Source organism: Rufibacter tibetensis, from assembly GCF_001310085.1.
Classification (GTDB): domain Bacteria; phylum Bacteroidota; class Bacteroidia; order Cytophagales; family Hymenobacteraceae; genus Nibribacter; species Nibribacter tibetensis.
This window is the reverse complement of the sequence record NZ_CP012643.1, coordinates 3,434,900-3,461,762: the sequence shown is the minus strand read 5'-3', so window position 1 is coordinate 3,461,762 and position 26,863 is coordinate 3,434,900. Positions and strand designations below refer to the sequence as shown.

Sequence of the window (26,863 nt, the reverse complement as noted above, 5' to 3'; positions counted from 1 at the left end):
ACCTGGTCGCAAGCGTATGGGGATCACAGAACATGACCTATGTAGATGTAAAACTACCTCTTGCAACAAAGGCTACTATTACGAAGATTTCTCTATATGACCATCAAGGCACTTTTACTACAAACCCAGCCTCAATTTATGCTTTGAATGGAACCCAGAAGACTTTGATAGGAACCTTTACTGGTGAAGCCTATCTTTCATGGATTACGATCAAACCAAGCCAACCCATTGTTGCTGACGCAATCATTGTCTATAAATACGGCAATAATATACCTCAGAAAATTCAAGCTTACGGGTATCCAGTTACCACCACCACTCCGACAACTACTATTGCCTCTAAACTCATTCCAGGGTTGATCCAGGCGGAGGCCTATGACGCCATGCAAGGCGTACAAAAGGAAACAACTAGCGACACAGGCGGAGGCCAGAACCTTGGCTACATTGACGACAATGATTGGATGGATTACAAGGTAAATGTAGCTTCCACAGGTCCTCACACCATTGGCTTACGAGTGGCTTCCACTAGCAATACCGGCATCATCGAGGTGCGCAACTCCGCAGGCGCCGTGCTCGGTACGGTGAACGTGCCCAACACCGGCGGCTGGCAAACCTATACCACCCTGCGAGTGCCCGTAAGCCTTTCAGCCGGTGAGGAGACCCTGCGCCTTTTCGCCAAGAAAGGCAGCTGGAACATAAACTGGTTTGAGGCAACCACAACTACTAGCATCGCCTCTTCCAAGCCCCTTCCCGGCCAAATCCAGGCAGAGGCCTACGACGCCATGCAGGGCGTGCAGAAGGAGACCACCGGCGACACGGGCGGCGGGCAGAACGTGGGCTACATCGACGACAACGATTGGATGGAGTACAGGGTGAACGTCGCCTCCGCGGGCGCCTACACCGTCGCCCTCCGGGCCGCCTCCCCCAACACCAGCGGCATCATCGAGGTGCGCAACGCCGCCGGCGCCGTGCTCGGCTCGGTGAACGTGCCCCACACCGGCGGCTGGCAGGCCTACACCACCCTGCGGGTGCCTGTTAGCCTTTCCGCCGGCGAGCAGACCCTGCGCCTCTACGCCAAGAAGGGCGGCTGGAACCTCAACTGGTTCGAGGCAAGCGCCTCGGCCACCAGCGCCCTGACCCAAGCCGTGATCACCTTCCCGGCCCTGCCTGGCAAGACCGTGGGCGACGCCGCCTTCGACCTGATCGCCTCCAGCACCAACACCACCGCGCCCATCGCCTTCGCCTCCTCCAACCCTGGGGTGGTGTCGGTGTCCAACGCCACCGGCCGCTGGAAAGCCACCGTCGTGGGCGCCGGATCGGCCACCATCACCGCCTCCCAGCTCGCCAGCCCCGGCTTCGCCGCCGCCGCTGACGTGACCCAGACCATCACAGTAGCATCAGCTCCTTTAATCATCTCCACCTCCAAGCCTCTTCCCGGCCAGATCCAGGCGGAGGCCTACGACGCCATGCAGGGCGTGCAGAAGGAGACCACCGGCGACACGGGCGGCGGGCAGAACGTGGGCTACATCGACGACAACGACTGGATGGAGTACAGGGTGAACGTCGCCTCCGCGGGCGCCTACACCGTCGCCCTCCGGGCCGCCTCCCCCAACACCAGCGGCATCATCGAGGTGCGCAACGCCGCCGGCGCCGTGCTCGGCTCGGTGAACGTGCCCCACACCGGCGGCTGGCAGGCCTACACCACCCTGCGGGTGCCTGTTAGCCTTTCCGCCGGCGAGCAGACCCTGCGCCTCTACGCCAAGAAGGGCGGCTGGAACCTCAACTGGTTCGAGGCAAGCGCCTCGGCCACCAGCGCCCTGACCCAAGCCGTGATCACCTTCCCGGCCCTGCCTGGCAAGACCGTGGGCGACGCCGCCTTCGACCTGATCGCCTCCAGCACCAACACCACCGCGCCCATCGCCTTCGCCTCCTCCAACCCTGGGGTGGTGTCGGTGTCCAACGCCACCGGCCGCTGGAAAGCCACCGTCGTGGGCGCCGGATCGGCCACCATCACCGCCTCCCAGCTCGCCAGCCCCGGCTTCGCCGCCGCCGCTGACGTGACCCAGACCATCACAGTGAGTTCACCTTTTGTAGCACCACCAACTGTTCCGGGTAGCATTACCATTCAGGTAACATTCGCCTCAACCCCTTCCACTGCAACTGCTTCTTTTGCTGACATGAAGTACAATAAGTCTTTAGGCTTCCTGTTCGTGAAAGACGATGCGCATCCTGGCGACTACAACCTTGTGTATAAAGTACTGAACGGCGGTGTTGCCGTTGACGGAAAAACATACCCTAGAATCACTTACACCGACGGTGCCGGTAACCCAGTGGGCTACAAGGCAAGCTTCGCCATCAATGGTCGTGGTGATGAGCCGGGCTCTGCTTACACTCAATACCCTCAGTATGCCGAAATGATCAAGAGTGGGTTTGACGTAATGAACCACACCCGCAATCATGGAGGCTATAACAGATACCAAGAAATAAAGGAACTGGAGAAGGAAATCTTCCAGCACACCGGCTACAGAACCAGAACCGGCGTCATTCCAACTGCAGATGAAGGGTTCGTTTCCTCCTGGATACAGGAAGGGTACAAGTTCATAGGTAGCACCTTTGGGGTTGCCGCCTCTCGTGACGGGTATGACGCTTATGTAAACTGGAATGACCGTGCCATCATCAGAAGCATGAACACTGACTACCTGTTAGTTTCCCGCTTTACCATGGACGGTATGTGGAATGCAGAATTGGGCAGCGCCGATACATGGGTGGATAATATGTTTACTGCCGCAGCCAATGGGAACAAGATCATGGCTCACGCCTTCTCTCATGGTCCAGGCGGAGCAGCCGAGGTGCAGTATTTCCAGCAGTTTGTGAATTACATCAAAAACCACCCGTCTAACAATGACCGGGTTTGGATGGCAGGAACTCAGGAGTTTGCCGAGTACTATGAGACCAAGTCTAACGTGGTGAAATCTGAGACACTTTCAGGAAATACCTTAACCATCACCCTGGACTTGTCTAAAATCTCTAACCGCAACAAACTAAGAGACATGTCTTTGCTGGTGAACAGCGACGCAGCCATCAACGGCATCACCGTTACAGGAGCTGATAGCTATTCTTACAACCTGGGCACCAAACTGATCAATGTATTTGAAGCAAACGAAAACGTAGCTTCTCCATTCAACGATCCAACTCCGCCCCAAATCACTTCTGTGAAAGCCAGCGGCAACACCTTAACAATCACCTATGACAAAACAGTGACTCAGTCAGGCATTGCAGGCTACGAGGTAGTTGGAAACACCGTAACTGGCATGGCAGGAAGCGGCACCACCTGGACCCTTACGTTGCAGAACAATTGGGCTACAGGCCAGAAGTTAACGTACCGCATGCACCAAGGCAACGCAGCCGGAAATGGCATGAAGGTTACTTCTTATATTGAACACCCTGTTGAAGCAAGCACAAGCGTTGTAACGCCAGTTGAGTTACCTCAGTCTGTGATTACGTTCAATGCCTTGCCAGACAGAAAAGTGGGAGATCTTCCTTTTGAACTGGTTGCCACCAGCACAAACACGGCTACTCCTATTACCTTCACTTCTTCTAACGCTGCGATTGTTTCCGTTTCTAATGCCACGGGTAAGTGGTTAGCCAAAGTGGTAGGCGCAGGCACTGCTAACATTACTGCCTCACAAGCTGCCAGCACTTCTTTCAAAGAGGCGGTAAGTGTGGTTAGAGCTCAGGTTGTCACTTCTTCTGTTGCTCCTTTACCTGCACCGGCCCCTGCTGGAAGCATTGATGAGGACCCAGCACTGAAAAATGGCAACGAGGCTAATAGAGTAACCGGGGTTGTTCCATTAGACAAGTATGATGTATACAACCTGAACAACACCATGTATTTAGATGCTCTGGTGGATGGAACTACAAACCATGCCGAGTATGGCTACGGAATGCTGCTGGATGTTGCTGAGACGTATTTTGACGTAAGAGATTACCACGTAAAGCTTTCGCAGCTAAGAATAGCCAACCACAGCTACGGTGATTATGGAGTAGACGCAGAATGGTATTATGTTCCAAAAGGCAAGTTCCCTAAAGACAGAGTGCTGCTTGGCAAACACAGAGGAAGACCATTCAACGGGTACTCTAACTTCCCTGAAGTTCCGTTAGCAGAAGGAATAGAAATAAGCTGGATTATCAGAAAAGGTCCAACTTACCTTCCTAAAGAAGTTTCTATTGTAGGGTCTTACATTCCAAAACCTGCCAAGGTTTATGAAGCCAGAGAAAAGAAACCATTTGAAAACCAATTAGGCATCAACAGTTTCGTTTGGGATTTCACCAACGGAGACGCTCAGAACTATGTAGTTCCAGCCAAATTGGAAGTGGCGAAAACGTTCAAGGGAGGCTTCAGGTTTTACATGGATGCCACCACATTTGAGGCGAACCGCGAGGTTTACACCTTTAACCCTACCTCTGCCGGCTGGTGGAATTATGACTTGTTGTTCTCTACTTTGAAAGAAAATAATCTTCCAGCGTTAGCCTGTGTTCGCGGTCAATCTATTCCGATGCTGCGTTCCTACCCTTCCGGAGAACGCGACATGGAAAAAGTACCGGTTTACTATGGCAGCAACTATGAAGACCCAGCTTCTTACAAGGATAACGCTCAGCTAGGATTCCAGACGGCAGCCCGTTACGGAACAGGTTTAAATGCCGATGGATCTGATAGAAGTGCTTACCTGCTTTCTAAAGTAAAAGTGCAGACAACCAAGTTCACCAACAGCGAAGGCGAAAACTTCTCTTGTATCAATGATGTGAAAGTTGGCTTAGGAACCTTGACCTACGTTCAGCATGACAATGAGCGCGACAAGTGGTGGAAAGGAAGACAAGGCTACCAAACTGGCCGTGAGTACGCCGCTAACATGAGTGCTTTCTATGATGGTCACAAAGGAGCTTTAGGACCAGGAGTAGGCGTAAAAGACGCAGATCCTAACATGAAAGTAGTGACGACTGGCATTGCTTTGGCTAACACTTATTACTACCAAGGTATGCTTGACTGGTGCAGAGAGCACAGAGGGTACAAGAAAGACCGCAATGGCAATATATTACTTGATAAAAACGGAGCTGCCATCATCGACTTCCCTGCTGATGTCATTGCCTTCCACAACTACCTCAACAACGGCGGTCAGCAACACAGCGGCTCAAGAGGCGTAGCGCCAGAGATTGGCAAGATTGAAGAGATTAGTGGTCGTTTTGTGAAGTTTGTAAAGGAGAAACTACCAGGTGTAGAATTGTGGCAAACAGAAGCAGGATACGACACCCGTTCTACTTCTTCTCAGGCAGCACTTGCCATTGGCTCTAAAAGCCAGGATATAACCCAGGCAGACTGGAACCTGAGAATTTCTTTGATCAACTGGAAGTTGGGAATAGACAGAACCATGTACTACATGCTGTATGACACACCTCTAAACACTGAGTGGGATCTTTACACACGTTCAGGTTTTGTAAACAACGACCAAACCCCACGTGCGGCGGCTGATTTCTTCAAGCAAACAGGCGATCTTATAGGCAAATTCACATACAACAGAACCCTTAATACAGATCCTTACATTATTGAAGGCGTAAATGGTGCTGAGAAAGTATATGCTTGCTGGATTCCTGATGAAGTAGGCAGAACAGCTACCTACCAGTTAGACTTAGGAGGTGCTGCTTATGCGTACATCTACACTCCTAAAGCCGGAAGCGCTACAATGACCATGCAGAAGGTTCCAACGGCAGGCGGCAAAGTGACCATCAATGTAACTGAGACACCTATCTTCGTTAAAACAATGGAAACTGCAACTACCATTTCGTCTACCGGGACTCGCATGCTGAACACTGACTTAGGGTCATTCAAATTATACCCTAACCCAACCTCAGAGTCTATCAACATTGAGCTTCAGAGCGAGGATACAGATAACAAGGTGGAAGTGAAAATTACTCACCTTACCTCTGGTAAACTTTACAATACGTTCAACTTTGAGAAAACTTCCCTTTCCTTCCAACAGAAGTTAAATCTGAAATCACTGCCAGTAGGTGGTTATGTGATTGAGGTAATCCAGGGAGATAAAAAAGAAGTGAAGAAGTTCTTTAAAGTCAAATAACCCTTAGAATGTTGTCCACACCTGGTTAACTATTCAAAGCAGTTAACTTATCCAAAGGATAGAGTCTTTTAAAAAGGCTCTATCCTTTTTTTTATGCCTTATCTATATGTAAAAGCATGTAGATAAGGCATAAACTTGCACTGAAATTGTGCTTCAGGCGAAGAGAGTATTGCAGAGATTCATTCTATTTTATACAAAACGGAGGCAAAAAGACTAACGCTTCTTTACCTCCGTTTTCTGAAAATTAACCTAAAAACGAACCCCTACATTGGTTTATCATCAAGGAGCTAATTCAAAGATGGAGACCACCGCCCCTATTGAATTGAACCCCTTGTCAACTTTTACTCCGAAGCGTTCAAAGGAAGGCTCCAGAACCTTCCCGGGAACTGTTGATTCATCAAAGTACCATTTTGGTTGGCCTACAAATTCCCCGATATCGCTTCTGATGTATATGTTATATAGGTACAACAACCGTTTATGCCCCTTCACCTTTTCAAAGTCAGAAGCCAGGTTCTTGATATACTCTGTTTTATTGGCAGAGATCTTTTTCACGTCTTTGCCCCTAATAGCATTAAATTTTAAATTATAGGCATCTTTGTAATAGGCATATGCTTGCCACATGTTCCAATTCACGTACACCACATCACCCTCTTTGTAATTCTTATTTATAAAGAGAAGCGCCTCCCGGTTTGATTCACTTCTGAGAAAGTAAGTGGGCTTTATGATTTCCCATGTGTTGTTCCAAAGGGCAGGTATTAAAAGAAGCAAAGCAAAGAAAAGCTTCAACGTTACCTTACCAGAGAAATAACTAACCACCGCCTGCGCCCCGTAGCAAGTAAGCAAGGTGAACATTGGGAACAGAAACAGAATGAAGCGCTCATGAAATGGAAACAGCTTCAATCCCGCAGCCAAAAACGCTAACCCTACCGGGAAAACCAGAATGCTGAATTTCAAGTTGTTTTTCTTTAACAACAAGACCAAACCTCCCACCATCAGCAAAAATGGGAATACCCGTAGGTGTTCAATCAAGTAGGTATAGGGCAAATGCAGATGCAGCGCATTTTGCCCCATTGGATATTTCAGTATAGAGATGGCTCTTTCTGGAAACCACTTCAAATCAGAGACGGAAGAAGGAGGAAATGGAGGAAAGGCATTGTAATAGTTTTCAAAAAAATGAATAAGCCAGGCTGAATCCTTGTACTTACTCATAAAAATGAGGTAAATGGCGGCAAAGCTGCATAGCCAGACACTGAAGGCGGCAACGTACCTAAACAGGTCATTCCAATTCTTTTTAAGTAACTCATTCAGGCAGACGGCAAAGGCAATACCTGCCAGCACAAAAATCACTGAAAAAGAAAACCAGACTAACACCGCTCCTGCCACTCCCCACTTTAGGAGGGACATAGTATCTGTACGGGTGTGATACCGCAGAAAAAAGTATAATGCCAAAATAGAAGCAAACAGCTCTACGCTATATTGTTTCGCCTCTACGGAGTGGTACACCACCGGGGAAGCCAATGCCAGGATTGCCAGTGCCAAAAGCGCTGCCCATAGCTTTAGGAAATATCGGGCTACCGGAACAAAGAAAAACAGAGAAGCTAAGCCAGTTATCAATGAAAACAGGCGAAGCGCCATCTCCCCTTTTCCAAAAAGAACCACAAAAGTCTTTACCGCCCATAAATACCCTAAAGGTGCTTTTTGCTCATAAGCCAAAGGTTGAGTGGCAAGCTCCCAAAAGTTCATTTTGATCAAGCTGACCCCCAGATACAATTCGTCTAACCATAAAGACCGGTTATCTATGTAATGGTAAAGCCGAACAAGAACCCCGGCAGCAATGATAAAGGCCGTTAGGTAATAGGTAAGTCGTTGAGTAGAAACTGACCTGGAGAATGTGGTGTTTTCACTTTCATGCGCAAGAACGGGAGAAGCTACTTTGTAAAATAGAAACATAGCAAACTTTGTTGTTAGGCCAACACTAAACCTTTATGTAATCCTTACTGAATGCTTGTTTTTACAATAAGTCTATCATCAACCAGTAGGTCAATCACAAGGAACATTCTATATGTTTTACACCTGTTTTCCGGAGACCGCCTTTAAAATGAAGTAAAGCTTATTGAGCTCTTTTGGCTAAAACAGAAGATAAACAAAAGCTATTCTGAAGGCTTCATTTCAAATAAGCTTACTTTCAAATCATGGGTGTCATAGGTATAAACCTCCTTACCCATTTCGGAAAACTTCTTGTGCATGTCTTTCCCTCCAAGAACCTCATTGATGTACCAAACAGGCTTTTTATCAAAGTCCCCGATGTTCATGCTCAGCTTTTTACTGTAGAACAACCAAACCCTTTTGTTCTTTTTAAGTCCATTCAATTCTGAACCTAGCTTGTTTAGATAATCTGGCGCATTGCTAGAAACGGCTCTGAAGTCACTTCCTTCAATGGCGTCATAGGGCAAGTAATAAGTGTCTTTATAGAAATGGTATGGGGCCAGCATATTCCAGTAAACGTATACCTGGTCGCCTTCCTGGTAGTTATTTTCAATTTGTAGAAGCGCCTCTCTATAATAAGCTTTCTTGTACCCTCCAAATTCACCAGGATTTACAATCTGTTTTGCCGAGGCCCAAAATGGAGCGGCTACCAACAACATGGCCACTGCAAATGACAGCCCTTTGCTCACTGTCCAGAATTGAAGGGCAATACGTTCGCACCCTACCGCAACAATCATAATGAGCAAGGGAGCCAGGAAAACCGTCAATCTTTCATAAACAGGATACATTTCAAGAGCTGAAGCTATCAATACCAGCACGTAAGAGAACACCAACGTCATTAAAAACTTCTTGTCTCTTTTAAAAAGAAGGACGAAACCAACGAGAGTAGAGATAATGGCAAATACCGGCCGTCTTAAAAAGAACTGCAAAACGTCGCTTGGAATGGCAGAAACATCCCATAACAAACCAAGCGGGTAATCTAGAAGCCTGGTTCCTGCACGCTGAATTGGCCATATCAGCTCTTCAAAAGAAGTAGCCGGGAAAGGCATAAAAGAGCCTCTTATTCTGAAAAAGTGGAGAAGCCATTCTGAGTCGGCATGCTTTTGCGTAAACAGAAAGTAGTTGACCACAAAGCTGACAAACCACAGCCCGAACGGAATAGCCAACTTAAATACAGTAGACCACTCTTTTTTCAGGAGGTGGTAAAGGCCAGCACCCATCGCCATGCCCGCTAAAACAAAGATTGAAGTAAAAGAAAACCAGATAATGACCGCCCCCAGAACTCCCCATGCAACCAAAGCTGAATAAGATTCTTTTTTATTGAACCAGGTATACCACAACAAACAAAGCACAGTAGCCAGTAACTCAGCACTATACTGCTTAATCTCTACGGAGTGGTAAACTAAGGGAGGTGCCAACGCCAGAATACCAAGGGCAACACTTACACCCAAAGGTCGCAAAAAGTGCCGGGCAACAGGTAAAAATGCGAATAGAGCCAGAATGCCACAAAAGAGCGGGAATAATCTCAGCGCCATTTCACCATTCCCAAAAAGAAACACAGCAAACTTGCACATCCATAAAAAACCTATTGGCGCTTTCTGCTCATACTCAAGAGAAGAAAAAGTAAGCTTAAACAAATCCATTTTCACCAAACTAGAAGCAAGATAAATCTCATCCAGCCACAGTGATCTGTTATCAAAAAAATGGAAAAGCCTTACAAATACCCCTAATCCTATAAACAACCATGCTACCGTCTCCCATCCAAGTCTTGCCTTATAAGCAGGAGCGGGAGCCTTCAATTCTTTTTCAACTAATACAGGAGCAGCTTTATAATATACTTGCATACATTAGGGGTGGTTCTTTTTCAAAAAGGCTCATCTTACAAGATGGCTTTTCAAGCTGTTAGGGTACAAAAAGTAAGAATGGGGAACTGCAAAAATTTTACCTTAAAACTTCTGGTGTCCGTCCGCATTCCTTAAACATTTACAATCGGACAACAATACACAAAAACGATACCAATATTTTTATATATAATATAAATTCCTTACAAAATATAGTTTAGTTTTGAACTATGCTTCTACGCGATATAACTTACTTTGGTTTTTCATGCATCTTTCTTACTATATATATGTGCTGAAGGAATTATTAGGAGCTAAAAACTTTTAGTCGAAAAGGGCCTAATTCGGCTAAAAACCAACTTTTATTTTTGACTTAGAGAGGAAGGAGCTTGGAGCAAGGTTTCAAGAGCGCACTCTTGATGTCCCCTATTAGATAGAGAAATCAAGTAAGCTGGTCAACAAAGGAGAAGTTATTTATTAAAATATTTATTAAAATATTTATTAAAAAGGCAGATTATTGTTAACAACAGGCTCTTTTAGAAGCTTTTAGTTTGAAATACCGTCTCTAGTTACCTCTCCGCAGGTTAGAACAGGAATAAACAGTTGTGGACTGCCAAGCCTGCCTTTCGCAGCTTATCACAACTAACCTTTGACAAGGTATCACATTATAGATATCAAATTGAATCATAACTGCTTACAAAAAGAAGCCTCATAAATCTTCTTTTTCTACACTTAATTAAACCAACCAGAAACTTCATTTTGCGTTTTAGAGCTGAATTGTAGAAAATACTGTCAAAATATAAATCTTCTTTTTAATTGAAGACGGTATTGACATTTCCCACTAGAAGGTATGCACTGTAAAATATATGTGAAGTAGAGCTGATCAAGCATTTACAAAACGGTGCACCTAATAGTTAGCTTAGTGTAAGCTTTAATGAAACAGACAAACAACCTTCTATAATAGACTATGAATCAAGGCTACAACTTAAACTGGAACAAAATCAAAGTGGTGATTTTTGATGTAGATGGGACCTTATATACCCAATCTCCATTAAGAAAAAAAATGTTATTCTCTCTACTAAGTCATTATGCCTTAAGGCCTTGGTCTTGGAAAGACCTTTTAATCTTACACCATTTTAGAGCCGAACGCGAAAAGAAGTCTGGCATCCCTTGCAAAAACTTAGAGGATGCCCAGTACGAATGGTGCGCCAGCAAAGGTAACTTCCCCATTCCCAGAATAAAAAAGGTGGTAGATTACTGGATGTTCAACTATCCTAACAAATACCTTACAGGCACTATGTATCCTGGAGTGAAAACCTTCTTTGAAGCTTTAAAACAAAAGAACATCAAAATAGGGATCTACTCTGATTATAAGGCAGTTGACAAATTAAAAGCAATGGGCTTGCAGGCTGATATTATTGTTAGTTCCACAGATAAGGAAGTAGATAATCTAAAGCCTAACCCTAGAGGTCTGTTTTACATAACTGAGAAACTGAAGGTGCAGCCTGAAGAGTGTTTGTTTATTGGGGACAGGCAAGAATTAGACGGCCAATGCGCTATTCAAGCAAATATGCCCTATTTGATAGTAGACAAAAAACCTTTCAAAGATTTCGACTTCTATAATATTCTGACACAACAACTTGTAAAGAACAAGACACCTACGCCACAACCTGTTGGGTAACTCTCTTTTAACACCTGGTGGGGTTATTTGAATTCTAACCATCAAAGCTTAAAGGATTATCCTGGCAAAAGTTTGATCAGAAAAAGATGCTTGCTTTAGTACAGGCCCACTCAATCCTCTCAATTTATTGTTCCACCTTACTATCCTTCATTTCCAGTTGGGCAGTATTCCTGATTTAAAACAAATAAAAAAACTCTGGCTTGCGCTCACCCCCCACAAATTCCAGAGTAACCCACAATTCAGATTGGGATATTTAGATTCATTTTGGGAAAACTTATCACTTTTCTCTTACATCACCATTCAACTACAACACCGTTGGTATACCTTTTTATACTATAAACCATATTTTTATATTGTTTTAATAATAATCACATAAAAAATATAACACTGGCACGATTTTGAACCCTATTAAACGCTTAGATATGATATACTATAGTTTGTTTTGAATGTTTTAAACTTAATTTACTCAACCAACCTCATTAATCAATTGAACCTTTCCACAAAGTAATATGCCAATGAACCCAACCGTTACGTATCCCGAACCACCTAATCAGGAGGTAGTGCTCAGACCAGCTGGTTTTAAAGAGTATGTGGCCATTGCCCGACCAGACCATTGGTTTAAAAACATTTTCATGCTTCCGGGCATGCTGTTCGCCTTTCTAGTGTATGACACAACCCTGGACTTTACTTTATTATTCAGAATTTTAGTAGGTATAGCCAGCACTTGCCTTATTGCTTCTGCTAACTACACCATTAATGAGTACCTGGATGCTGAATTTGATCGGTTTCATCCAGAGAAAAAGAAGAGATCTGCGGTAGTAACCGTATTGAGCCCGGCCTATGTCGCCATTGAGTACTTTGCATTAGCAGCTCTGGGCCTTGGTCTTTCCTATTTCATCTCTATGCAGTTTCTTGCCTTAGAGGCATTTTTGCTCTTCATGGGCATTATGTACAATGTAAGACCATTCCGCACCAAAGAGCGGGTATACTTAGATGTTTTATCTGAGTCTGTAAACAACCCAATCAGACTTGCGCTAGGCTGGTTTATCTTTGTTCCTGCCGCTTTGCTCCCCGCCAGCCTTTTAGATCCGGCCTGGGCGTTCATCCCGCCAAGCAGTATCATCCTGGCTTACTGGATGGGTGGCGCTTTCTTAATGGCCACCAAACGGTTTGCGGAGTACCGTTATATCAACAACCCTGAGCTTGCCGGTTTGTACCGCAAATCATTCAAGAAGTACACAGAGAACAACCTCCTTATTTCAATGTTCTTCTACGCCCTTACCTCTGCTTTCTTCCTGGGTATTTTCCTGATCAAAAACAAAATAGAGCTTTTGATTAGCTTCCCATTCTTTGCTTTGTTGTTTGCCTGGTATTTGAAAATAGGCTTGCGCAAAGATTCAGTAGTGCAGGGACCTGAGAAACTGCATAAAGAAACTGCTTTCATGCTGTATGTGGTATTATTTACCGCTCTGCTGATGGCCCTAGTGTACATAGACATACCGGCATTGAACTGGTTCCTGAAACAGTCTTTCTAGAACTGAAAATTAACAGATGAATTGTCACTCGGTGGAGTACAGCCCTAACATTTACTCTTGGTAATGAAGCATACGTCTTATGATCTGGTGGTAATAGGCACTGGTTTCGCATCAACTTTTTTCCTGCATAAGTACTTGAGCAAAGCTTCTCCTAAAGCAAAGGTTCTTGTTTTAGAGAAAGGCCATTTTTATGCTCACGCTGAACGGGTGAAAGAGATGCGAGGGGAAGAAACTCCCTTTTCCAAGCTTAATCCCGCCTCAAAAGATACTTTTGAAAACCACAACGAAAAGAAAGGCTGGGTTTTTTCACAAGGCTTTGGCGGCAGTTCAAACTGCTGGTATGGCTGTACTCCCCGATTCATGCCCTCTGATTTCAAGATGAAAACTTTGTACGGCATCGGAAACGATTGGCCGATACAATACGATGATCTTGACCCTTACTATGCACAGGTAGAAGAGTTGATGTCTATTGCAGGACCGGCAGCGACTCCTTTCCCAAAAAATGCATCTTACCCCCTACCTCCGCATACCTTTACCACGGTAGACAAGATTCTGCATAAGGAATACGGCAACTTATACATCAGCCAGCCTACGGCCCGGGCCAGCGCTCCGGTAAAAGGAAGAGGTGTCTGCTGCGCCAGTACAGTCTGCCATGTTTGCCCCGTAGATGCCAAGTTTACCATTGAAAACTCAGGCATAGGGGTGTATGATGACCCTAGGGTAGAGTTACTCTATGGAGCCCAGGTGTATAGTTTAGACCTAGAGGGAAATGTAGCCCGCAAGGCCAACTTCCTGAAAGATGGCAAGGAACACCACGTGGCCGCCGAGGTAATTGCCTTGGGTACTAACGCCTTGTTCAACGCCAACATCCTACTGAATTCTGGAGACTCCAATCCTTTCACCGGGAAAGGCATAGGAGAACAGATTGGCTTACAAGCTTCTGTTTACCTTGACAATTTAGAAAATGTAGGAGGCAGCACTTGGGTAAGCGCCAATGGCTACATGTTATATGACGGAGATCACCGGAAAGACTTCGCCGCCTGCCTGATGGAATCCAACAATGCTCCTTATTTCAGGATGGAACGAGGCAAATGGCGCCATATAGTCAATTTCAGGTTAGTTTTTGAGGATTTGCCCCAGGCACATAATTATGTGGCAACAACCGCTGACAGAACCAAGCCTGCCATTCACTTTAAGGGCCACTCAGAGTATGCCATGAGAGGCATTGAAAACATGAAAGCAAAGCTGCCCGGCATCTTGTCTTGTTTACCAGTGGAGAAAATTGAGTTCGCGGAACCTTATGAATCTGAGGCCCATATTCTTGGCTCTACCAGGATGAGCAAAACTGCAACCGAAGGAGTTATTGACAGCCGTTTGATTCATCACCAGTACCGCAACCTGTTTGTGCTGGGCAGTGGAAGCTTTACCACCTACACTCCCGCTAATCCAACGCTTACCTTATCTGCGTTGTCGTTGCACGCCGCTGATAAAAGCTTTTAAGGAGTGTTTTACCAAAAACAGGTCAGAAACAGAACCCTACTATGACACAGCTGAAAGACTCGCCTACAGAGGATAAGAAAAAGAAGGGCAATATGAACAGAAGGTCCTTTTTGAAGTTGACAGGCCTTGCCGGAGCTGCCCTGATCACGCTTCCTAGCCTGGGGTATGTGTATACCTCAAACCAGGATGCAGCTGTTGGAATCATTCTGGATGAACTTAAATACCTGAAGCTAGACAAAAAGGGAGTGGAGCAGTTTGTGCAGAATTACTTCCAGAACCACTATGTCAAAGACAGTTTAAGAGCTCAGATTAACTTAAAGTCTATTTATTTCTTAGACCTGAACATTCAGAAATCAGAAATGGTCACTAAAATGGTGCAGGACTACCTGCTCTCCACTGACTTTTTCATGAACAAAATGGATGAAACTAAAACGGTGAAATACATGGGGGTTTACACACCTTACAAGAGGCCTTGCGCCAACCCATTTTCATCTTTTTACTATCCTCAGGTTTCAACTTAAAGAAGCAATCATATATCAACTATAGCCTAACATATACTAAAGAACATTCTATCAAATATCAAATTCATGGTTGCCTAAAGGCTGAACGGCAAAAGCTGCAAGCCCTTAGGCAACCTAAATTCAAAAGCTTATCGAGTGGAAACCCAGCTGCCGGGCAAAGTGGCACATAAAACTTTATTGAGAAACAAAAATTGATACCATGAGCATTCCTCTACTTTCCTTTAAACAAGCATTCACCGCTCAGGGCATTAACTACTACAGCTTCCTCAACGAGACTACCTCGCCCGAGAAGTACGCCTCTTCCCAGCTCAAATACAAGATCTTCTGTTGCCTGTGGGCCATCGCCTCCATCTTCCACATGGCCAATTTCAACGGCTTCTCTATCAACCTGACCTTCTTTTTGCTTACCGCCTCGGCCATTGGCCTCATGGCCAAACCCTCCTCTACTGTCAGGCTGCTGATTTTTATTTCGCTGCAGATGTACCAGGCCGCCACTGACATGCCTAGGGTTAGTAATCACTGGATTCTATACACGTTCGTGAATCTCACAATCCTGCAGTCTTACGTGTACCTGATCATCAAGCGCAAAAGCTTCTACATTGACAAGGTGGAGTTGCTGGAGACCTTCGCTCCTCTTGTGAGAATGGAGCTGATTGCCCTCTATTTCTTTGCCGTTTTCCACAAACTAAACGCCGGATTCTTTAACACGGAAAACAGCTGTGCGGTGGAGTTCCTGATGTTGCAAAACAACTATTACAACTTTTTGCCTTCCAGCAAAACGCTGCTGACGCTTAATATATACTTCACTCTTGTGGTGGAGACGCTCATTCCCCTATTGATTTGCTTCCGCAAAACAAGGTATGCAGGTATTCTTTTAGGCTTGTTGTTCCATTTGGTACTTGCCTACAACCCATTGAATGGCTTCTACGACTTCTCATCCACTGTTTTTGCGCTCTATTTCCTATTCACCAGTAATAGCTTCAGCAATAAGATTCACACCCTTTACCTGAAAACCATTCAGCGTAAGTCTGCTCTGAAGAAACGTTTGTTGCAGTTCAACATCGTAAACTTTGCGGTCTTTTCACTTTCCATTCTGTTCGTGCTATTTTTAATCAATGTCTACACCAGAGCCTTCCAGGATTATTTCCGCCATGTACTCTGGACAGCATATAGTTTGACGTTCATTATTGTCTTCGTGCTTTCCATGAGGAAGAAAGAAAAAAGTGATAATACCCGCACCTTCACTTTTGCCCATTACTCCTTGCTACTCTTTCCTGTGCTGGTGTTCCTGAACGGGCTCAGCCCTTATTTGGGGCTGAAGACGGAGTCTTCTTACGCCATGTTCTCCAACCTGCGTACCGAGGGTGGTATTACAAACCACTTTATAGTACCTGTCAGCACCCAGATTTTTGACTACCAGAAAGATGTGGTGCAAGTAGTCTCCTCCTCTGATCCATTTCTACAAGAGGTAGCTCAGGAAGGAAAGATGCTCGTGTTCCTGCACTTCCGTAAGCATGTGAGAAAGAACCTGCCTGCAAATGTCACTTACATCCGGAACGGAGTGAAGCAAACTTTTGAATTGAGCAAAGCTGCACACACACATGAACTACTGCAAAGTTCCTACCTACTAGACAAAACGATGGAATTCAGGGCATTCCACCCTTCAGGTGAGCCTCCTTGCAGCCATTGATAAAGAAGTAAAGGCTTTACCCGGCTTTTATAAAAAAGGCTCTAAACAGGGCTCGCTCTTCCGTCACTACTTACCTGTTTTCCAAACCCATTTATACTTAAAGCACTATCAAAATCTGATGCACCATGAGCATTCCTTTACTCTCCTTTAAGCAGGCGTTCACGGCTCAGGGAATAAACTACTACAGTTTCCTTAATGAGTCTGCCTCACCCGAGAAGTATGCCTCTTCCCAACTTAAGTATAAAATCTTCTGCTGTCTGTGGGCCATCTCCTCTATCTTCCACATGGCCAACTTTCATGGCTTCTCTATTAACCTGACCTATTTCCTGCTCACCGCATCGGCTATTGGTCTTATGGTTAAGCCATCTTCCACTGTAAGGCTGCTGATCTTCATTTCGCTGCAGATTTATCAGGCTGCCACTGACATGCCCAAGACCCCAAATCACTGGGTTTTGGCTGCGTGTGTGAACCTAACAATCATCCAGTCTTACGTGTACCTGATCCTTAAGCGCAAGAGCTTCTACATTGACAAGGTAGAGTTGTTGGAGACGTTTGCACCGTTGGCGAAGATCATGGTAATAGCCGTTTATTTCTTTGCCGTTTTCCATAAACTTAATTCCGGCTTTTTCAATGCCGAAGCCAGCTGCGCGGTGGAGTTCCTGATGCTGCAGAACAGTTATTATAATTTCCTGCCTTCCAGCAAGACGCTGTTGACACTCAACATTTATGCGACCATAGCGGTTGAAGCATTGATTCCCCTTCTCATCTGTTTCAGAAAAACCAGGTACTGGGGGATTTTACTTGGGCTACTCTTCCATTGGGTACTTGCCTATAATCCGTTGAATGGTTTTTATGATTTCTCGGCCAGCATTATGGCTCTCTATTTCCTATTCACCAGCAACAGTTTTAGCAATAAGATCTACTCCGTCTATAAAAAGACCCTGCAACGTAAAAAAGGGATCAAGAACCAGTTGCTCAAATTCAATGTGGTCAACTTTGCTCTTTTCTCGCTCTCCATCTTGTTCGCGCTAGTTTTAATCAACATCTACACGAAAAAGTTTGACGACTATTTCCGTCACGTTATCTGGACAGCCTACAGCGTTTCTTTCATCATTGTTTTCATCTTATCAATGAGAGCGAGAGACGATGATAAAGAGGAGAAAACGTTTACCTACGCGCATTACTCCTTATTGATTATCCCTATTCTGGTGTTTTTAAACGGGCTATGTCCTTACCTGGGACTAAAGACAGAGTCTTCTTACGCTATGTTTTCCAACCTGCGTACAGAGGGTGGTGTTACGAATCACTTCATAGTACCTGCCAGTACCCAGATCTTTGACTATCAGAAAGACGTAGTGGAAGTGGTTTCTTCTTCTGATCCTTATTTAAATAGGATGGCACAGGAAGGTAAAATGCTTGTCTTCTTCCAATTCAGAAAACATGTGAAAAAGAACCTGCCCGCTAATGTCACCTACATTCGGAATGGTGAAAAGAAAACATTTGAATTGAGCAAAGCTAAATACAATGACGAGTTGTTTTCAGGCTCTTACGTCTTAGACAAGGTCATGGATTTTAGACACTTCTATAAGGCAGGCGAACAACGCTGTACGCACTAACAGGAAGAAAGAGTAAAGCGTTACAAGGGAAGATAGTCTACTGACACCTTCCTTGTAACGCTTTACTCTTTGTCATTTATTTACATATCAATATAGAACAAGCTACTACATTTGATTTTACTTGTTATAATAACCAATAGCACCATAACACTGGTGTGCTGTTTTACCATTACAAGGTGGAAGTCTTATCAGGGGGGTGCCGGAGTGGACATTTTCTTTGTGATCTCTGGTTATCTGATGAGCAGGATCATCACCAATTCCCTTGAAAAAATGATTTCTCATTTAGAGACTACTTTGACAAAAGATTAAAAAGAATAGTTACCCGCGCTGCTATTTCTTGTTCTGGCATTTTCCGTAGCTGTTTTTTTATTTATCTCCCAAAGGGTTACAAGATGAACCAAAGGAACGCCGCTGGAAGCATCCTATTCTTTCGAATACCTTATATTGGCAGACTTCCAACTCATATTTTGCTCCTTCCTAAGAAGCAAATGCTATTGCCCATATCTGATCTCTATCAGTCGGGTGGTATTTTTACCTTCTCTTACCTATTTACTTTAGTGATGCTGAACAAGGTTTTCTGACAAAATTTTAACCCTAGGGATTGCCAATTATGAAGCAACCCATAAGGAAGAAATAGCGCAACAGTATAACAAAGGCATCTGCTTTATTAGCGAAGTAGAGGAATTCAAAAAAAGAGAATTGCCTTTGCATAATAGAAGGTAAAAAGAACATTCTGCTCATTGGAGATAGCCATATGGGCCATCTCTTACAATCTTTATGGGAGCGGCATACAAAAAGAGGACATCAACCTCCTACAGGCCACTGCTGAGGGAACATTCCCGACCTCGAAGGATTACCAGCACAAGAAAACAAATTTGAGGGGAGTGATGGAATACACCTTGTTTGATTTCATTCCGAAAAACGCTTCTAAAATAGACAGAGTTATTCTGGGCGGAATGCAGGACGAAACTTCTAGAATGACACAGGACAGTGTTCTTTACGGACTACAGGAGACAATCAGATATTTAAAGAAACTACAAGATACCCGTCATAATAATAAGCCAGACCGAGCACTACACCGTTCCATACCATAACAGCTAAGGATTTTGAAAATCAATCAAAGCCAGCAACTTTTATCTAGAGAGTTTAGCCTATGAAGTGGATGACTTCCTAAAACAAAATTCGGGCTCTTCATACTTTAACGTAATCAATTCAAAGTCTTTCCCCCTCTGTGTCCAAAAACGAACCGTACATGGCAGACAAACACCATGTAACAAAATACGGAGCTGATCTGATCGTAGATAAAATACTAGCTGATTCTAATGTTAGAGATTTCCTAAAGGTCATGGGGCCTATTCAAGCAAATGAAAACAGACTATCTCAGAAACTTATTTCTACTATAGATTTAAGTAAGGCCCAAAACAACCAGATAGATAAGGGTGACCAGGAATAGTAGAAGGCTACTATTCTGAAAGTACCTCCAAAAGAGAAAGCCCAGGTAATTATCTATTCCCCTAGGCTTTCTCTTTTGGAGGTACTACTTAAACTTAGTGCTTACCCTCCGAAGACTATTTTCTTCTTAGAAACGAAGTTGAAGACCGCAACCAAACCAATAGCCAGCAACTTTCCTATTAATGGATCTAAGTGTAAACGCTCCACAAATACGATAATTAACCCCAGGTTAAGAAGTAAACCAATCAAAGAAAGTATGACGAAAGACACAAACTCATATTTAAATGAATATTTACTTGTGTTGAAGACCCACTTCTTAGACATGAAGTAATTCAATATGATCGCCAGTGTAGTTGAGATAATATTAGCTGCCAGGTAGTTGATATGCATGTAGTCAACAAGGATGGCATAACAGGCAAAATCAAAACCAGCGCATACCCCACCAACAAGCACGAAACGACCTACTTCAAAAAACCTCTTAGGATTGAACGTTTTCAAATAAATAAATACTTTAAGTACACTATAAATTGCAGGTAACGCTCACTACAACAAAATGAATTCACCTAAGAGCTTTAATCACTTATGAAGATAGTATGCTAGAAACCCACTTGATTGAGTAGCTCTAAATGAAAATTTAACATCTAGCCTATCATCCTAATTCCAGTTCTACAGCGGCTTGGGTTAGTTCAACATATAGAGAGCTACTAGCGCCCTAAGTCCATCTAGGTACTCTAAGTGAATAGGAGCAATTTGTTTTACCTTGTTTTCCAAAAAACCCTCCATTTCAATCAACTTTTTAGAAAAGCAGATTAAAACTGCATTTACATTTATCTGGAGAGATAGACATAAAATATAAGGCAATTTTGATTAATCAAGCCTTTTTAAAAAAAACTACAATGCGCATTTACAAACAGTACAGATTATTTAAAAGGGCATTAAATACCGGATTTATAAATTTGCACCTTTAAAAAACTATCCATTCAAGTAAACAAAACAGAAAACACACACTTAAGAAAAGAATGAAAATAAATAAACCATTTTATTCACCTTTTTTATTTTATTGAATTTACTTAAAAAGTTATTTATCTTCTTCAAATACCGTTTAGTCTCCCCTATTGGCTTAAAGTCAGACCATTGGGTTAATTGCAGGTACTTATAAAAGGTACTTTTATAATCTTCTCTAAAGTAATAAGACTTATAAATAGGTTTTCGGCCAGTAAAATGAATCAGGTAAGGTTCATCTCCTTCATGATATGCAAAGCAATTCCACAATGCATTTAGCTCAAGCCATTTGTTTGCCAGAACCACATTCAATCCATATTGGTCAGGGAAGTGAGCATGTTCTTTATTTGAGTTAATACACTTTATTACTTTTGCAGTGATATTATCTTCTCGCCATTGCTCTAAGTTCATTATCAGTAGGCCAGTATTGAAGTACTTTGTATCCTCCTGCAAACCAAACTCCTTGTAGTTCTCTATTCCGCCCCATTTGCTCACGATTCGTACCCATGGATCTTGGACGGCAGCAACGGTGAGCCCCTTCAAGTCTTGTTTCCAGAGAACACTTATATCTTCCTGAAGCACCATATCTACATCCAGGTAGATAACTCTTTCAATGTTTTGCGGCAGAAAATAAGGAATGAAAAGCCGCATATATATATTAAGAGGATAGGAACTGCCATCTACCGGGAGCTTAAAATCATCTGGAGTACATTCCTCCATTTTAACGAAGTTTAGAGTGGTTACTTCGTGATTGATGGAATCTAAGAGTCTTCTCTTACTTAACTCAGAAACGGCATCTTCTACAATATAGAAGACCAGCTTTTCTTCCGTTGCATGGTTTACCTCTACAGATTTTATCAAAGCAGCTAAATGAACAAAGTAATGATCATCACACACACACACCATTGTGATTGTATTTGCTGCATCCATATGTATAAGCGTAAAGTTTGTTTATAGATTTATGAAAAAGGGTAAAAAAGAATGAACAGTATAGTTAGTTCAAATTAATATTAAATATAATAAATACTTTATATTATAAAATATACTTAATACATGTGCTGTAATATTTGAAAAATTAATTGAGTTATAATTGAGTTTAAGTTGCTTCTACTTCTTCTATGATATTCCAGAATTGGTTAACTCTTGCTTCCCAAGTATTGGTCAAGGCTTTACTTATCCGTTTTCGGATTAATTCATCGGTATCTTCCTGAAGTGCCAGACCAACCAGAGATACAAATTGGGTTTCATTCTCTGCTATGTAGGCAACATCGGCAAAGTCTTTTATGTCATCAGAAAAAGCAGTAGAAACAACCGGTTTACCTGAGGTTAAGTATTCATTGACTTTGAGGGGGTAGATGCTTTTGGTCAATAAACTGTATTCAAAAGGAATAAGCAAACAATTACTGTACTGCAGGTATGCAGGTAAATCATTGATGTCTTTTGCTCCCGTAAAAATAACGTTGGGCAGTTTTTCCAGTCCTACTTTTTTGTAGTCTTCGGTACTGGTAGGTCCTACCATCAACAGCACGTTCTCTGGATAAGTTAAGGCAACTTGTTTCAGCAAAGCGTAATTGATTCTAGTGCCAATATTACCGGTATAGGTGATAATCTTTTTATCTATACCCACTAATTCTTTTGGTCTATCAAGCTTTTCACTTACAGCCCGTTGAAACAGTGAAAAATCAGCTGCGTTTGGTACACAGTACACTTTGTTTGAGTATTTAGACATCAATCTGCTTAGTTCCCGTGATGTTGCCAAGGTCACATCAGCCCCGGAAGCCTGTTCCTTTTCCAAACGAATACCATGTCTAGCAATGTAGGTTTCCTGGCTGATGTCATCAATTGTTTGATAGACTTTTACCTTTGGTTTGATATCTTCAGGAATATTCACAAAGAAGAAAGGATCATAGGAATTGAAAAAAACATAATCCTTTATGTTATAATCTTTTACCAGTTCCCTGATAGTGGAATTGACAATCTTATCATTTAGTTTAGAAAGGTAGTTATATACCACTCCCTCATTTAGCCAGTTAATTGGCAATGTTAATTTAGGAGTAACAACGGTTAAGTTATCGGAAGTACCTTCGATTTTGCGGTACTTATTTTTACCATACAACAAAGCAGGTTTACGGGACTTGATCATGTCTCCATTAGAGTACTCAGACACAAACTCCTTTATGGAAATAGGGTGATCAATATAAAATACACGGTTCTTTTTAGAGAATTCCTTAGCAAAACTAAAACCAACAGAAGAATAAGGATTATCCCAACGCGACGTACTAACCAGTATAATATCGTAATTCCTGCTCATGTAAAGTAAAATTTAATAGACACTGCTGTATCTGCTTAACCAACTAAAACTATCCTGAGACCAATCAAACTAAAAGAGTTACCTTCAGATTAATAGTTGTTAAAAACATGCTCCAAAACCTCACCCTTATTTTTAGCATGTAGGATTTTAGCACCAGATAGCCTAGGCATTATGGTTGAATACTCTTTAAAGGGATACTCCATTCCCCAATTAGGATCTGATAAAATAATATTCGTACCACCAAAATAGGAAGCAAGAATAGCAGTTCCTCCGTGAATAGAGACAAACCGGTTTGAGTTTGCATACACCATTAACTGCAGGTGATTAAAGTTATTCACCACTGAACCTTTGTACTTTTCATACAGATCATTCATCAAAATGACCTCAGGATGCTTCTCTTTAAACCAAGGGTATTCATTCAGGTCAAGAACTTCACTGTTGTCTAAAACAATCTGGTTTGACAGAGGTCTGTTATAGATGATTTGGTACTTGTCTTTGTACTTAGAAACAATCTTATCAAGTGTTGGGATGTCCAGGAAATTGATAGGTGGCTGATCCCATTCAATGTTATACTTATTGGCGATTACCAGAATAGGTTTTTCATACTTGAAGATGTTGTTGGCGAAGTGCGCTTTATAAGGTACCTGCGCCCACTTTTTGTAACTAAAAGTTAAGCTATGGGTCATGTTTGGCACATCATAATGCATATAGGTTTCATTCCAAACACGCTTCTGGTATCTTTCCTCATGGTTTTCGCTAAAGAAGTATAGTTCCTTAGTGTCTTTTGACGAAATAGTTTTATCTAATGTACCATTCAAAAAATGCCAGTAGGCGAATGGTAAAACATACCTTAGTTCCTGGTCAAACTCACCTTGATATTTTATGACCTTATACTTCTTTTTTTTAAGATAATCTTTGAAGAAAAACTTGGTTTGGGCTAATCTGCTAAAATAATTATCCCTCATAAAAAACCGCAGATCATCTCTAAGCTTGGGATATCTCACCAAGGCAACCACATATAAAGATCTAAGGACTAACCTTTTCATAAAAATTGAATTTTATCTACTCTTTCTTTAGTGCACCTAGAGTTAAGTACAACTAGTATTATCTAATCTGTTTTTTAAATAGGTTTTAAACCAGCTTTTTAAGTGCTTTTAATTCTTCAAAGGACAATTTGAAGGCAAGTGTTAAGCCACCATAAACAAGCCCTCCTATTACAATCTCAGCAATGGTATTTACTAAACCCTGATAGCCAACAAAAGACTTGTACAGGAAAACCATCCCGATTAGCAAGGAACAATACACAATAGGCTTTATGATGATTTTACCAAAATCCATCAGGAAGCTTCCTATCAGGTGATGAACTATAGCAAAATTCAAGGCGAAATTGATGAACGTAGCTAATAAAAAGGCGAATGCAACTCCTGTAACTCCCCAGTATTTACCTAGAAAATACACTAAGGGCAATTTCACGGCTAAGGTGATCAGGTTCAGGTAAAATAGCAGATTAGGTTTTCCTTTTGTATAAGCTAAAGTAAACAATGGGTGACTAAGGCAAGTGAAAGCACTTACAAAAACAAAGATCTTGATTAAGTAGATAGTAGGTTCCCAGCCTGGCCCGTAAATCAATGGAACAACACTTTCAGCGGTAATATACAAGCCCGCTAGCAAAGGGAAGTTCACATAGCTAATCAAATCCAATATCTTAAGATAAGATCTCTTTAGCTCAGCCGCATCCTGCTTCATTTTAGCAATAACCGGATAAGCCACCTGCAATACAATTGGGTTAAGTCTTGAGATTGGGAATATAGCCAACTGATAGGCTATGGTATAATACCCTAGCATCTTCACCCCCAACACCCCCCCGATGGCTATGTTATCCAGATTACTTTGAAAAAAGCTAAAGAGTCCATCTCCCACATTATACACCCCGAACATCAAATGGTCTTTGACTTTCTTAATGTTGAAATAAAATGCTGGCAGAAAGAACTTACGGCCATAATAGACCTGCAGGACTGATTTAACCGTCTGCATGACCAACTGCCCATAGATCAAGGAAAGCTCCTCAAATCCATTATAGGCGAGGGTTACAGTTACTGACGTGCCAAACAAGGCTCCTACTATATCTACAATTGCTACTGATTTAAACAGTAATTCCTTTTGTAACAAAATGGAATATATCTGTCCAATGTACACTATCAGGAAATAGAAGGATGATACCCTCAACACACTGGTCAGTCTTGGCTCATCATAGAAATCAACCACCAAAAATGAACTAAAGTTGATTACCAGAAAGATAATCACTCCTAAAAGGATGTTTAGCCCATAAAGCGTTGACAGAATATTTCTATCGCTCTCCTGTTTATGAATAATAGAATTTGAGAAACCAAGATTAGCAAAAATGTTAAAAAAGTTGATAATCAGGGTACTAATACTAACTACACCAAAAGCTAAAGGATCTAAAAGTCTGGCAAGAATGGCAATCTGCAAAAATTGGAACAACGTTGTCACTACCGTTGAGATAGTCACCCATTTTCCTCCATTTATTGCTTTCTTTTTGTTGTCCATTTAAAATTCTGTTACTGCACTACTTTTCAAATATCGAAATAAAACTATTTTAGACCTCATTTTGCCACGTGAAGATCATAATTATATTTTATCTGTCTATAAATATCTCTCACCACTACAATAAAAAGATTATTACTCTGAGTCCACTTGGTTCTTGTTACTGTACTTGGCTCATCTTCTGGGTTTACCTGGTCAAACAAGCTTTTGTATTCATTGAAGAATAAACTTTGGCCCTTGTTTTTGATGAAAGACACACACATCAGGTACTCCGTTTTATCAGATTTGATTCCCTCCACATATCTGCCAAACTTCTTCAGGAAATCGCTTTTCCTTAGATGAGGGTGATCTGAGTAAGCATATATCTTCTTGTAGTTGATATACCAGGGCTTATATAGTTTCTCAGAAAATCCCTTCTTGTAAGGCCTTAAGTACGGGTAAGCGGCATAAGAGTAAAAGGCAATCAGGTCCCACTTGTCCTCAGCCTTCATGATCTCCAGCGCGTCGCGGAAGTGCCCGGGGAAGGCGGGGGTGGGCACGAAGTCCTCCTGCACGTAGAGCGTGTAGGGCGTCTTGACCGCGTCCTGCCCCTTGTTGATGTTGTTGCCCAGCCCCCGGTTCACCGGCGTGGTCACCAGCTGGAAGCCGTACTGCCCCTGCAGCCTCTTCAGCGCGCCCAGGTGCTCGGGCTTGCTCCCGTCGTCGGAGACCACGATGTCGTCGAAGGAGCAGCCCCGCTCGCGGCAGGCGCTCAGCAGCCGCTCCAAAGAGCCGCTCCGGTTGTAGTGCGTGATCAGCAGCGTGACGCCAGGAAAATAAAAGGGTGCTTCGGTGTTAGCCATATCTCAGTGTTTTGTGGAACCAACAAGCTTGTAAGTATAAGCGGTGCTGTTTCCTCAATTTTGGTTTGTTTAAGAGTGTTTTCTTCGCACAAGGCCAGTAGATCTTTCCGTAATCTATGCTCTATACTGGAGCATGTGTGGCTTATCTAAATTCTACTCCTGTCTTACCAACTTTTCTATCTGATGTTTTAATTCT

17 protein-coding genes are annotated in these 26,863 nt (G+C 42.8%); 9 read left to right on the top strand and 8 right to left on the bottom strand.

What is annotated here, in order from left to right; genetic code table 11:
- Nucleotides 1-164 precede the first annotated feature (164 nt).
- Nucleotides 165-6,128: a carbohydrate-binding protein gene (locus DC20_RS23580; protein ID WP_169788187.1), complete on the top strand. Its 5,964-nt coding sequence runs from the start codon at nucleotides 165-167 to the stop codon at nucleotides 6,126-6,128.
- Between the two features lie 279 nt (nucleotides 6,129-6,407).
- On the opposite strand, the gene DC20_RS14130 is transcribed toward DC20_RS23580, so the two are convergent.
- Together DC20_RS14130 and DC20_RS14125 are read right to left on the bottom strand one after the other, a co-directional pair.
- Entirely contained in the window at nucleotides 6,408-8,078 is a 1,671-nt protein-coding gene (locus tag DC20_RS14130; protein WP_062544428.1) for a glycosyltransferase family 39 protein, read from the bottom strand.
- A 200-nt stretch (nucleotides 8,079-8,278) separates the two neighbouring features.
- Nucleotides 8,279-9,649 carry a hypothetical protein gene (locus DC20_RS14125; RefSeq protein WP_245652211.1) on the bottom strand — a complete coding sequence of 457 codons (1,371 nt, stop codon included), beginning with the start codon at nucleotides 9,647-9,649 and terminating at the stop codon, nucleotides 8,279-8,281.
- A 1,270-nt stretch (nucleotides 9,650-10,919) separates the two neighbouring features.
- Here DC20_RS14125 and DC20_RS14120 point away from each other — a divergent pair.
- The 8 genes from DC20_RS14120 to DC20_RS14085 all read left to right on the top strand — a co-directional run bounded on the left by DC20_RS14120 (nucleotide 10,920) and on the right by DC20_RS14085 (nucleotide 19,948).
- The gene (locus DC20_RS14120) at nucleotides 10,920-11,633 is read left to right on the top strand and encodes an HAD family hydrolase (RefSeq protein ID WP_062544426.1); all 714 of its coding nucleotides are present in this window, start codon (nucleotides 10,920-10,922) and stop codon (nucleotides 11,631-11,633) included.
- A 509-nt stretch (nucleotides 11,634-12,142) separates the two neighbouring features.
- Nucleotides 12,143-13,168 carry a UbiA prenyltransferase family protein gene (locus DC20_RS14115; RefSeq protein WP_245652210.1) on the top strand — a complete coding sequence of 342 codons (1,026 nt, stop codon included), beginning with the start codon at nucleotides 12,143-12,145 and terminating at the stop codon, nucleotides 13,166-13,168.
- 63 nt (nucleotides 13,169-13,231) lie between these two features.
- Complete coding sequence (locus DC20_RS14110) at nucleotides 13,232-14,668, top strand: GMC oxidoreductase (RefSeq protein ID WP_062544425.1); 1,437 nt, start codon at nucleotides 13,232-13,234, stop codon at nucleotides 14,666-14,668.
- Between the two features lie 41 nt (nucleotides 14,669-14,709).
- Entirely contained in the window at nucleotides 14,710-15,189 is a 480-nt protein-coding gene (locus DC20_RS14105) for a twin-arginine translocation signal domain-containing protein (protein ID WP_062544424.1), read from the top strand.
- Nucleotides 15,190-15,388: 199 nt separating this feature from the next.
- Nucleotides 15,389-16,879 (top strand): hypothetical protein, encoded by a 1,491-nt coding sequence (locus DC20_RS14100; RefSeq protein WP_062544423.1) that lies wholly within the window; start codon nucleotides 15,389-15,391, stop codon nucleotides 16,877-16,879.
- Nucleotides 16,880-17,004: 125 nt separating this feature from the next.
- Nucleotides 17,005-18,495 (top strand): hypothetical protein, encoded by a 1,491-nt coding sequence (locus DC20_RS14095; protein WP_062544422.1) that lies wholly within the window; start codon nucleotides 17,005-17,007, stop codon nucleotides 18,493-18,495.
- 740 nt (nucleotides 18,496-19,235) lie between these two features.
- The gene (locus tag DC20_RS14090; RefSeq protein ID WP_062544421.1) at nucleotides 19,236-19,589 is read left to right on the top strand and encodes a hypothetical protein; all 354 of its coding nucleotides are present in this window, start codon (nucleotides 19,236-19,238) and stop codon (nucleotides 19,587-19,589) included.
- A gap of 158 nt (nucleotides 19,590-19,747) precedes the next feature.
- A complete protein-coding gene (locus DC20_RS14085) occupies nucleotides 19,748-19,948 on the top strand; it encodes a hypothetical protein (protein WP_062544420.1) in 201 nt (66 codons plus the stop codon).
- 101 nt (nucleotides 19,949-20,049) lie between these two features.
- Here the strand turns inward: DC20_RS14085 and DC20_RS14080 are convergent, their stop codons facing one another.
- The 6 genes from DC20_RS14080 to DC20_RS14055 form a co-directional block, all read right to left on the bottom strand.
- A complete protein-coding gene (locus tag DC20_RS14080; protein ID WP_062544419.1) occupies nucleotides 20,050-20,445 on the bottom strand; it encodes a GtrA family protein in 396 nt (131 codons plus the stop codon).
- Nucleotides 20,446-20,955: 510 nt separating this feature from the next.
- Complete coding sequence (locus DC20_RS14075) at nucleotides 20,956-21,879, bottom strand: glycosyltransferase family 8 protein (protein WP_062544418.1); 924 nt, start codon at nucleotides 21,877-21,879, stop codon at nucleotides 20,956-20,958.
- A 166-nt stretch (nucleotides 21,880-22,045) separates the two neighbouring features.
- Nucleotides 22,046-23,260, bottom strand: a complete 1,215-nt coding sequence (locus DC20_RS14070; protein ID WP_062544417.1) for a glycosyltransferase — start codon at nucleotides 23,258-23,260, stop codon at nucleotides 22,046-22,048.
- A gap of 89 nt (nucleotides 23,261-23,349) precedes the next feature.
- The gene (locus tag DC20_RS14065; RefSeq protein WP_062544416.1) at nucleotides 23,350-24,306 is read right to left on the bottom strand and encodes a hypothetical protein; all 957 of its coding nucleotides are present in this window, start codon (nucleotides 24,304-24,306) and stop codon (nucleotides 23,350-23,352) included.
- A gap of 85 nt (nucleotides 24,307-24,391) precedes the next feature.
- On the bottom strand, nucleotides 24,392-25,828 hold the full coding sequence (locus DC20_RS14060; RefSeq protein ID WP_062544415.1) for an MOP flippase family protein: 1,437 nt from the start codon (nucleotides 25,826-25,828) through the stop codon (nucleotides 24,392-24,394).
- Nucleotides 25,829-25,884: 56 nt separating this feature from the next.
- A complete protein-coding gene (locus DC20_RS14055; RefSeq protein ID WP_062544414.1) occupies nucleotides 25,885-26,667 on the bottom strand; it encodes a glycosyltransferase in 783 nt (260 codons plus the stop codon).
- Nucleotides 26,668-26,863: the final 196 nt, after the last annotated feature.

Coding starts and splice junctions, on each gene's coding strand:
- DC20_RS14060 (WP_062544415.1), bottom strand. CDS start 25,828: ATGGACAACAAAAAGAAAGCAATAAATGGAGGAAAATGGGTGACTATC.
- DC20_RS14125 (WP_245652211.1), bottom strand. CDS start 9,649: ATGGCGCTGAGATTATTCCCGCTCTTTTGTGGCATTCTGGCTCTATTC.
- DC20_RS14115 (WP_245652210.1), top strand. CDS start 12,143: ATGCCAATGAACCCAACCGTTACGTATCCCGAACCACCTAATCAGGAG.
- DC20_RS14070 (WP_062544417.1), bottom strand. CDS start 23,260: ATGAGCAGGAATTACGATATTATACTGGTTAGTACGTCGCGTTGGGAT.
- DC20_RS14055 (WP_062544414.1), bottom strand. CDS start 26,667: ATGGCTAACACCGAAGCACCCTTTTATTTTCCTGGCGTCACGCTGCTG.
- DC20_RS14065 (WP_062544416.1), bottom strand. CDS start 24,306: ATGAAAAGGTTAGTCCTTAGATCTTTATATGTGGTTGCCTTGGTGAGA.
- DC20_RS14075 (WP_062544418.1), bottom strand. CDS start 21,879: ATGGATGCAGCAAATACAATCACAATGGTGTGTGTGTGTGATGATCAT.
- DC20_RS14120 (WP_062544426.1), top strand. CDS start 10,920: ATGAATCAAGGCTACAACTTAAACTGGAACAAAATCAAAGTGGTGATT.
- DC20_RS14130 (WP_062544428.1), bottom strand. CDS start 8,078: ATGTTTCTATTTTACAAAGTAGCTTCTCCCGTTCTTGCGCATGAAAGT.
- DC20_RS14095 (WP_062544422.1), top strand. CDS start 17,005: ATGAGCATTCCTTTACTCTCCTTTAAGCAGGCGTTCACGGCTCAGGGA.
- DC20_RS14100 (WP_062544423.1), top strand. CDS start 15,389: ATGAGCATTCCTCTACTTTCCTTTAAACAAGCATTCACCGCTCAGGGC.
- DC20_RS14110 (WP_062544425.1), top strand. CDS start 13,232: ATGAAGCATACGTCTTATGATCTGGTGGTAATAGGCACTGGTTTCGCA.
- DC20_RS14085 (WP_062544420.1), top strand. CDS start 19,748: ATGGCAGACAAACACCATGTAACAAAATACGGAGCTGATCTGATCGTA.
- DC20_RS14105 (WP_062544424.1), top strand. CDS start 14,710: ATGACACAGCTGAAAGACTCGCCTACAGAGGATAAGAAAAAGAAGGGC.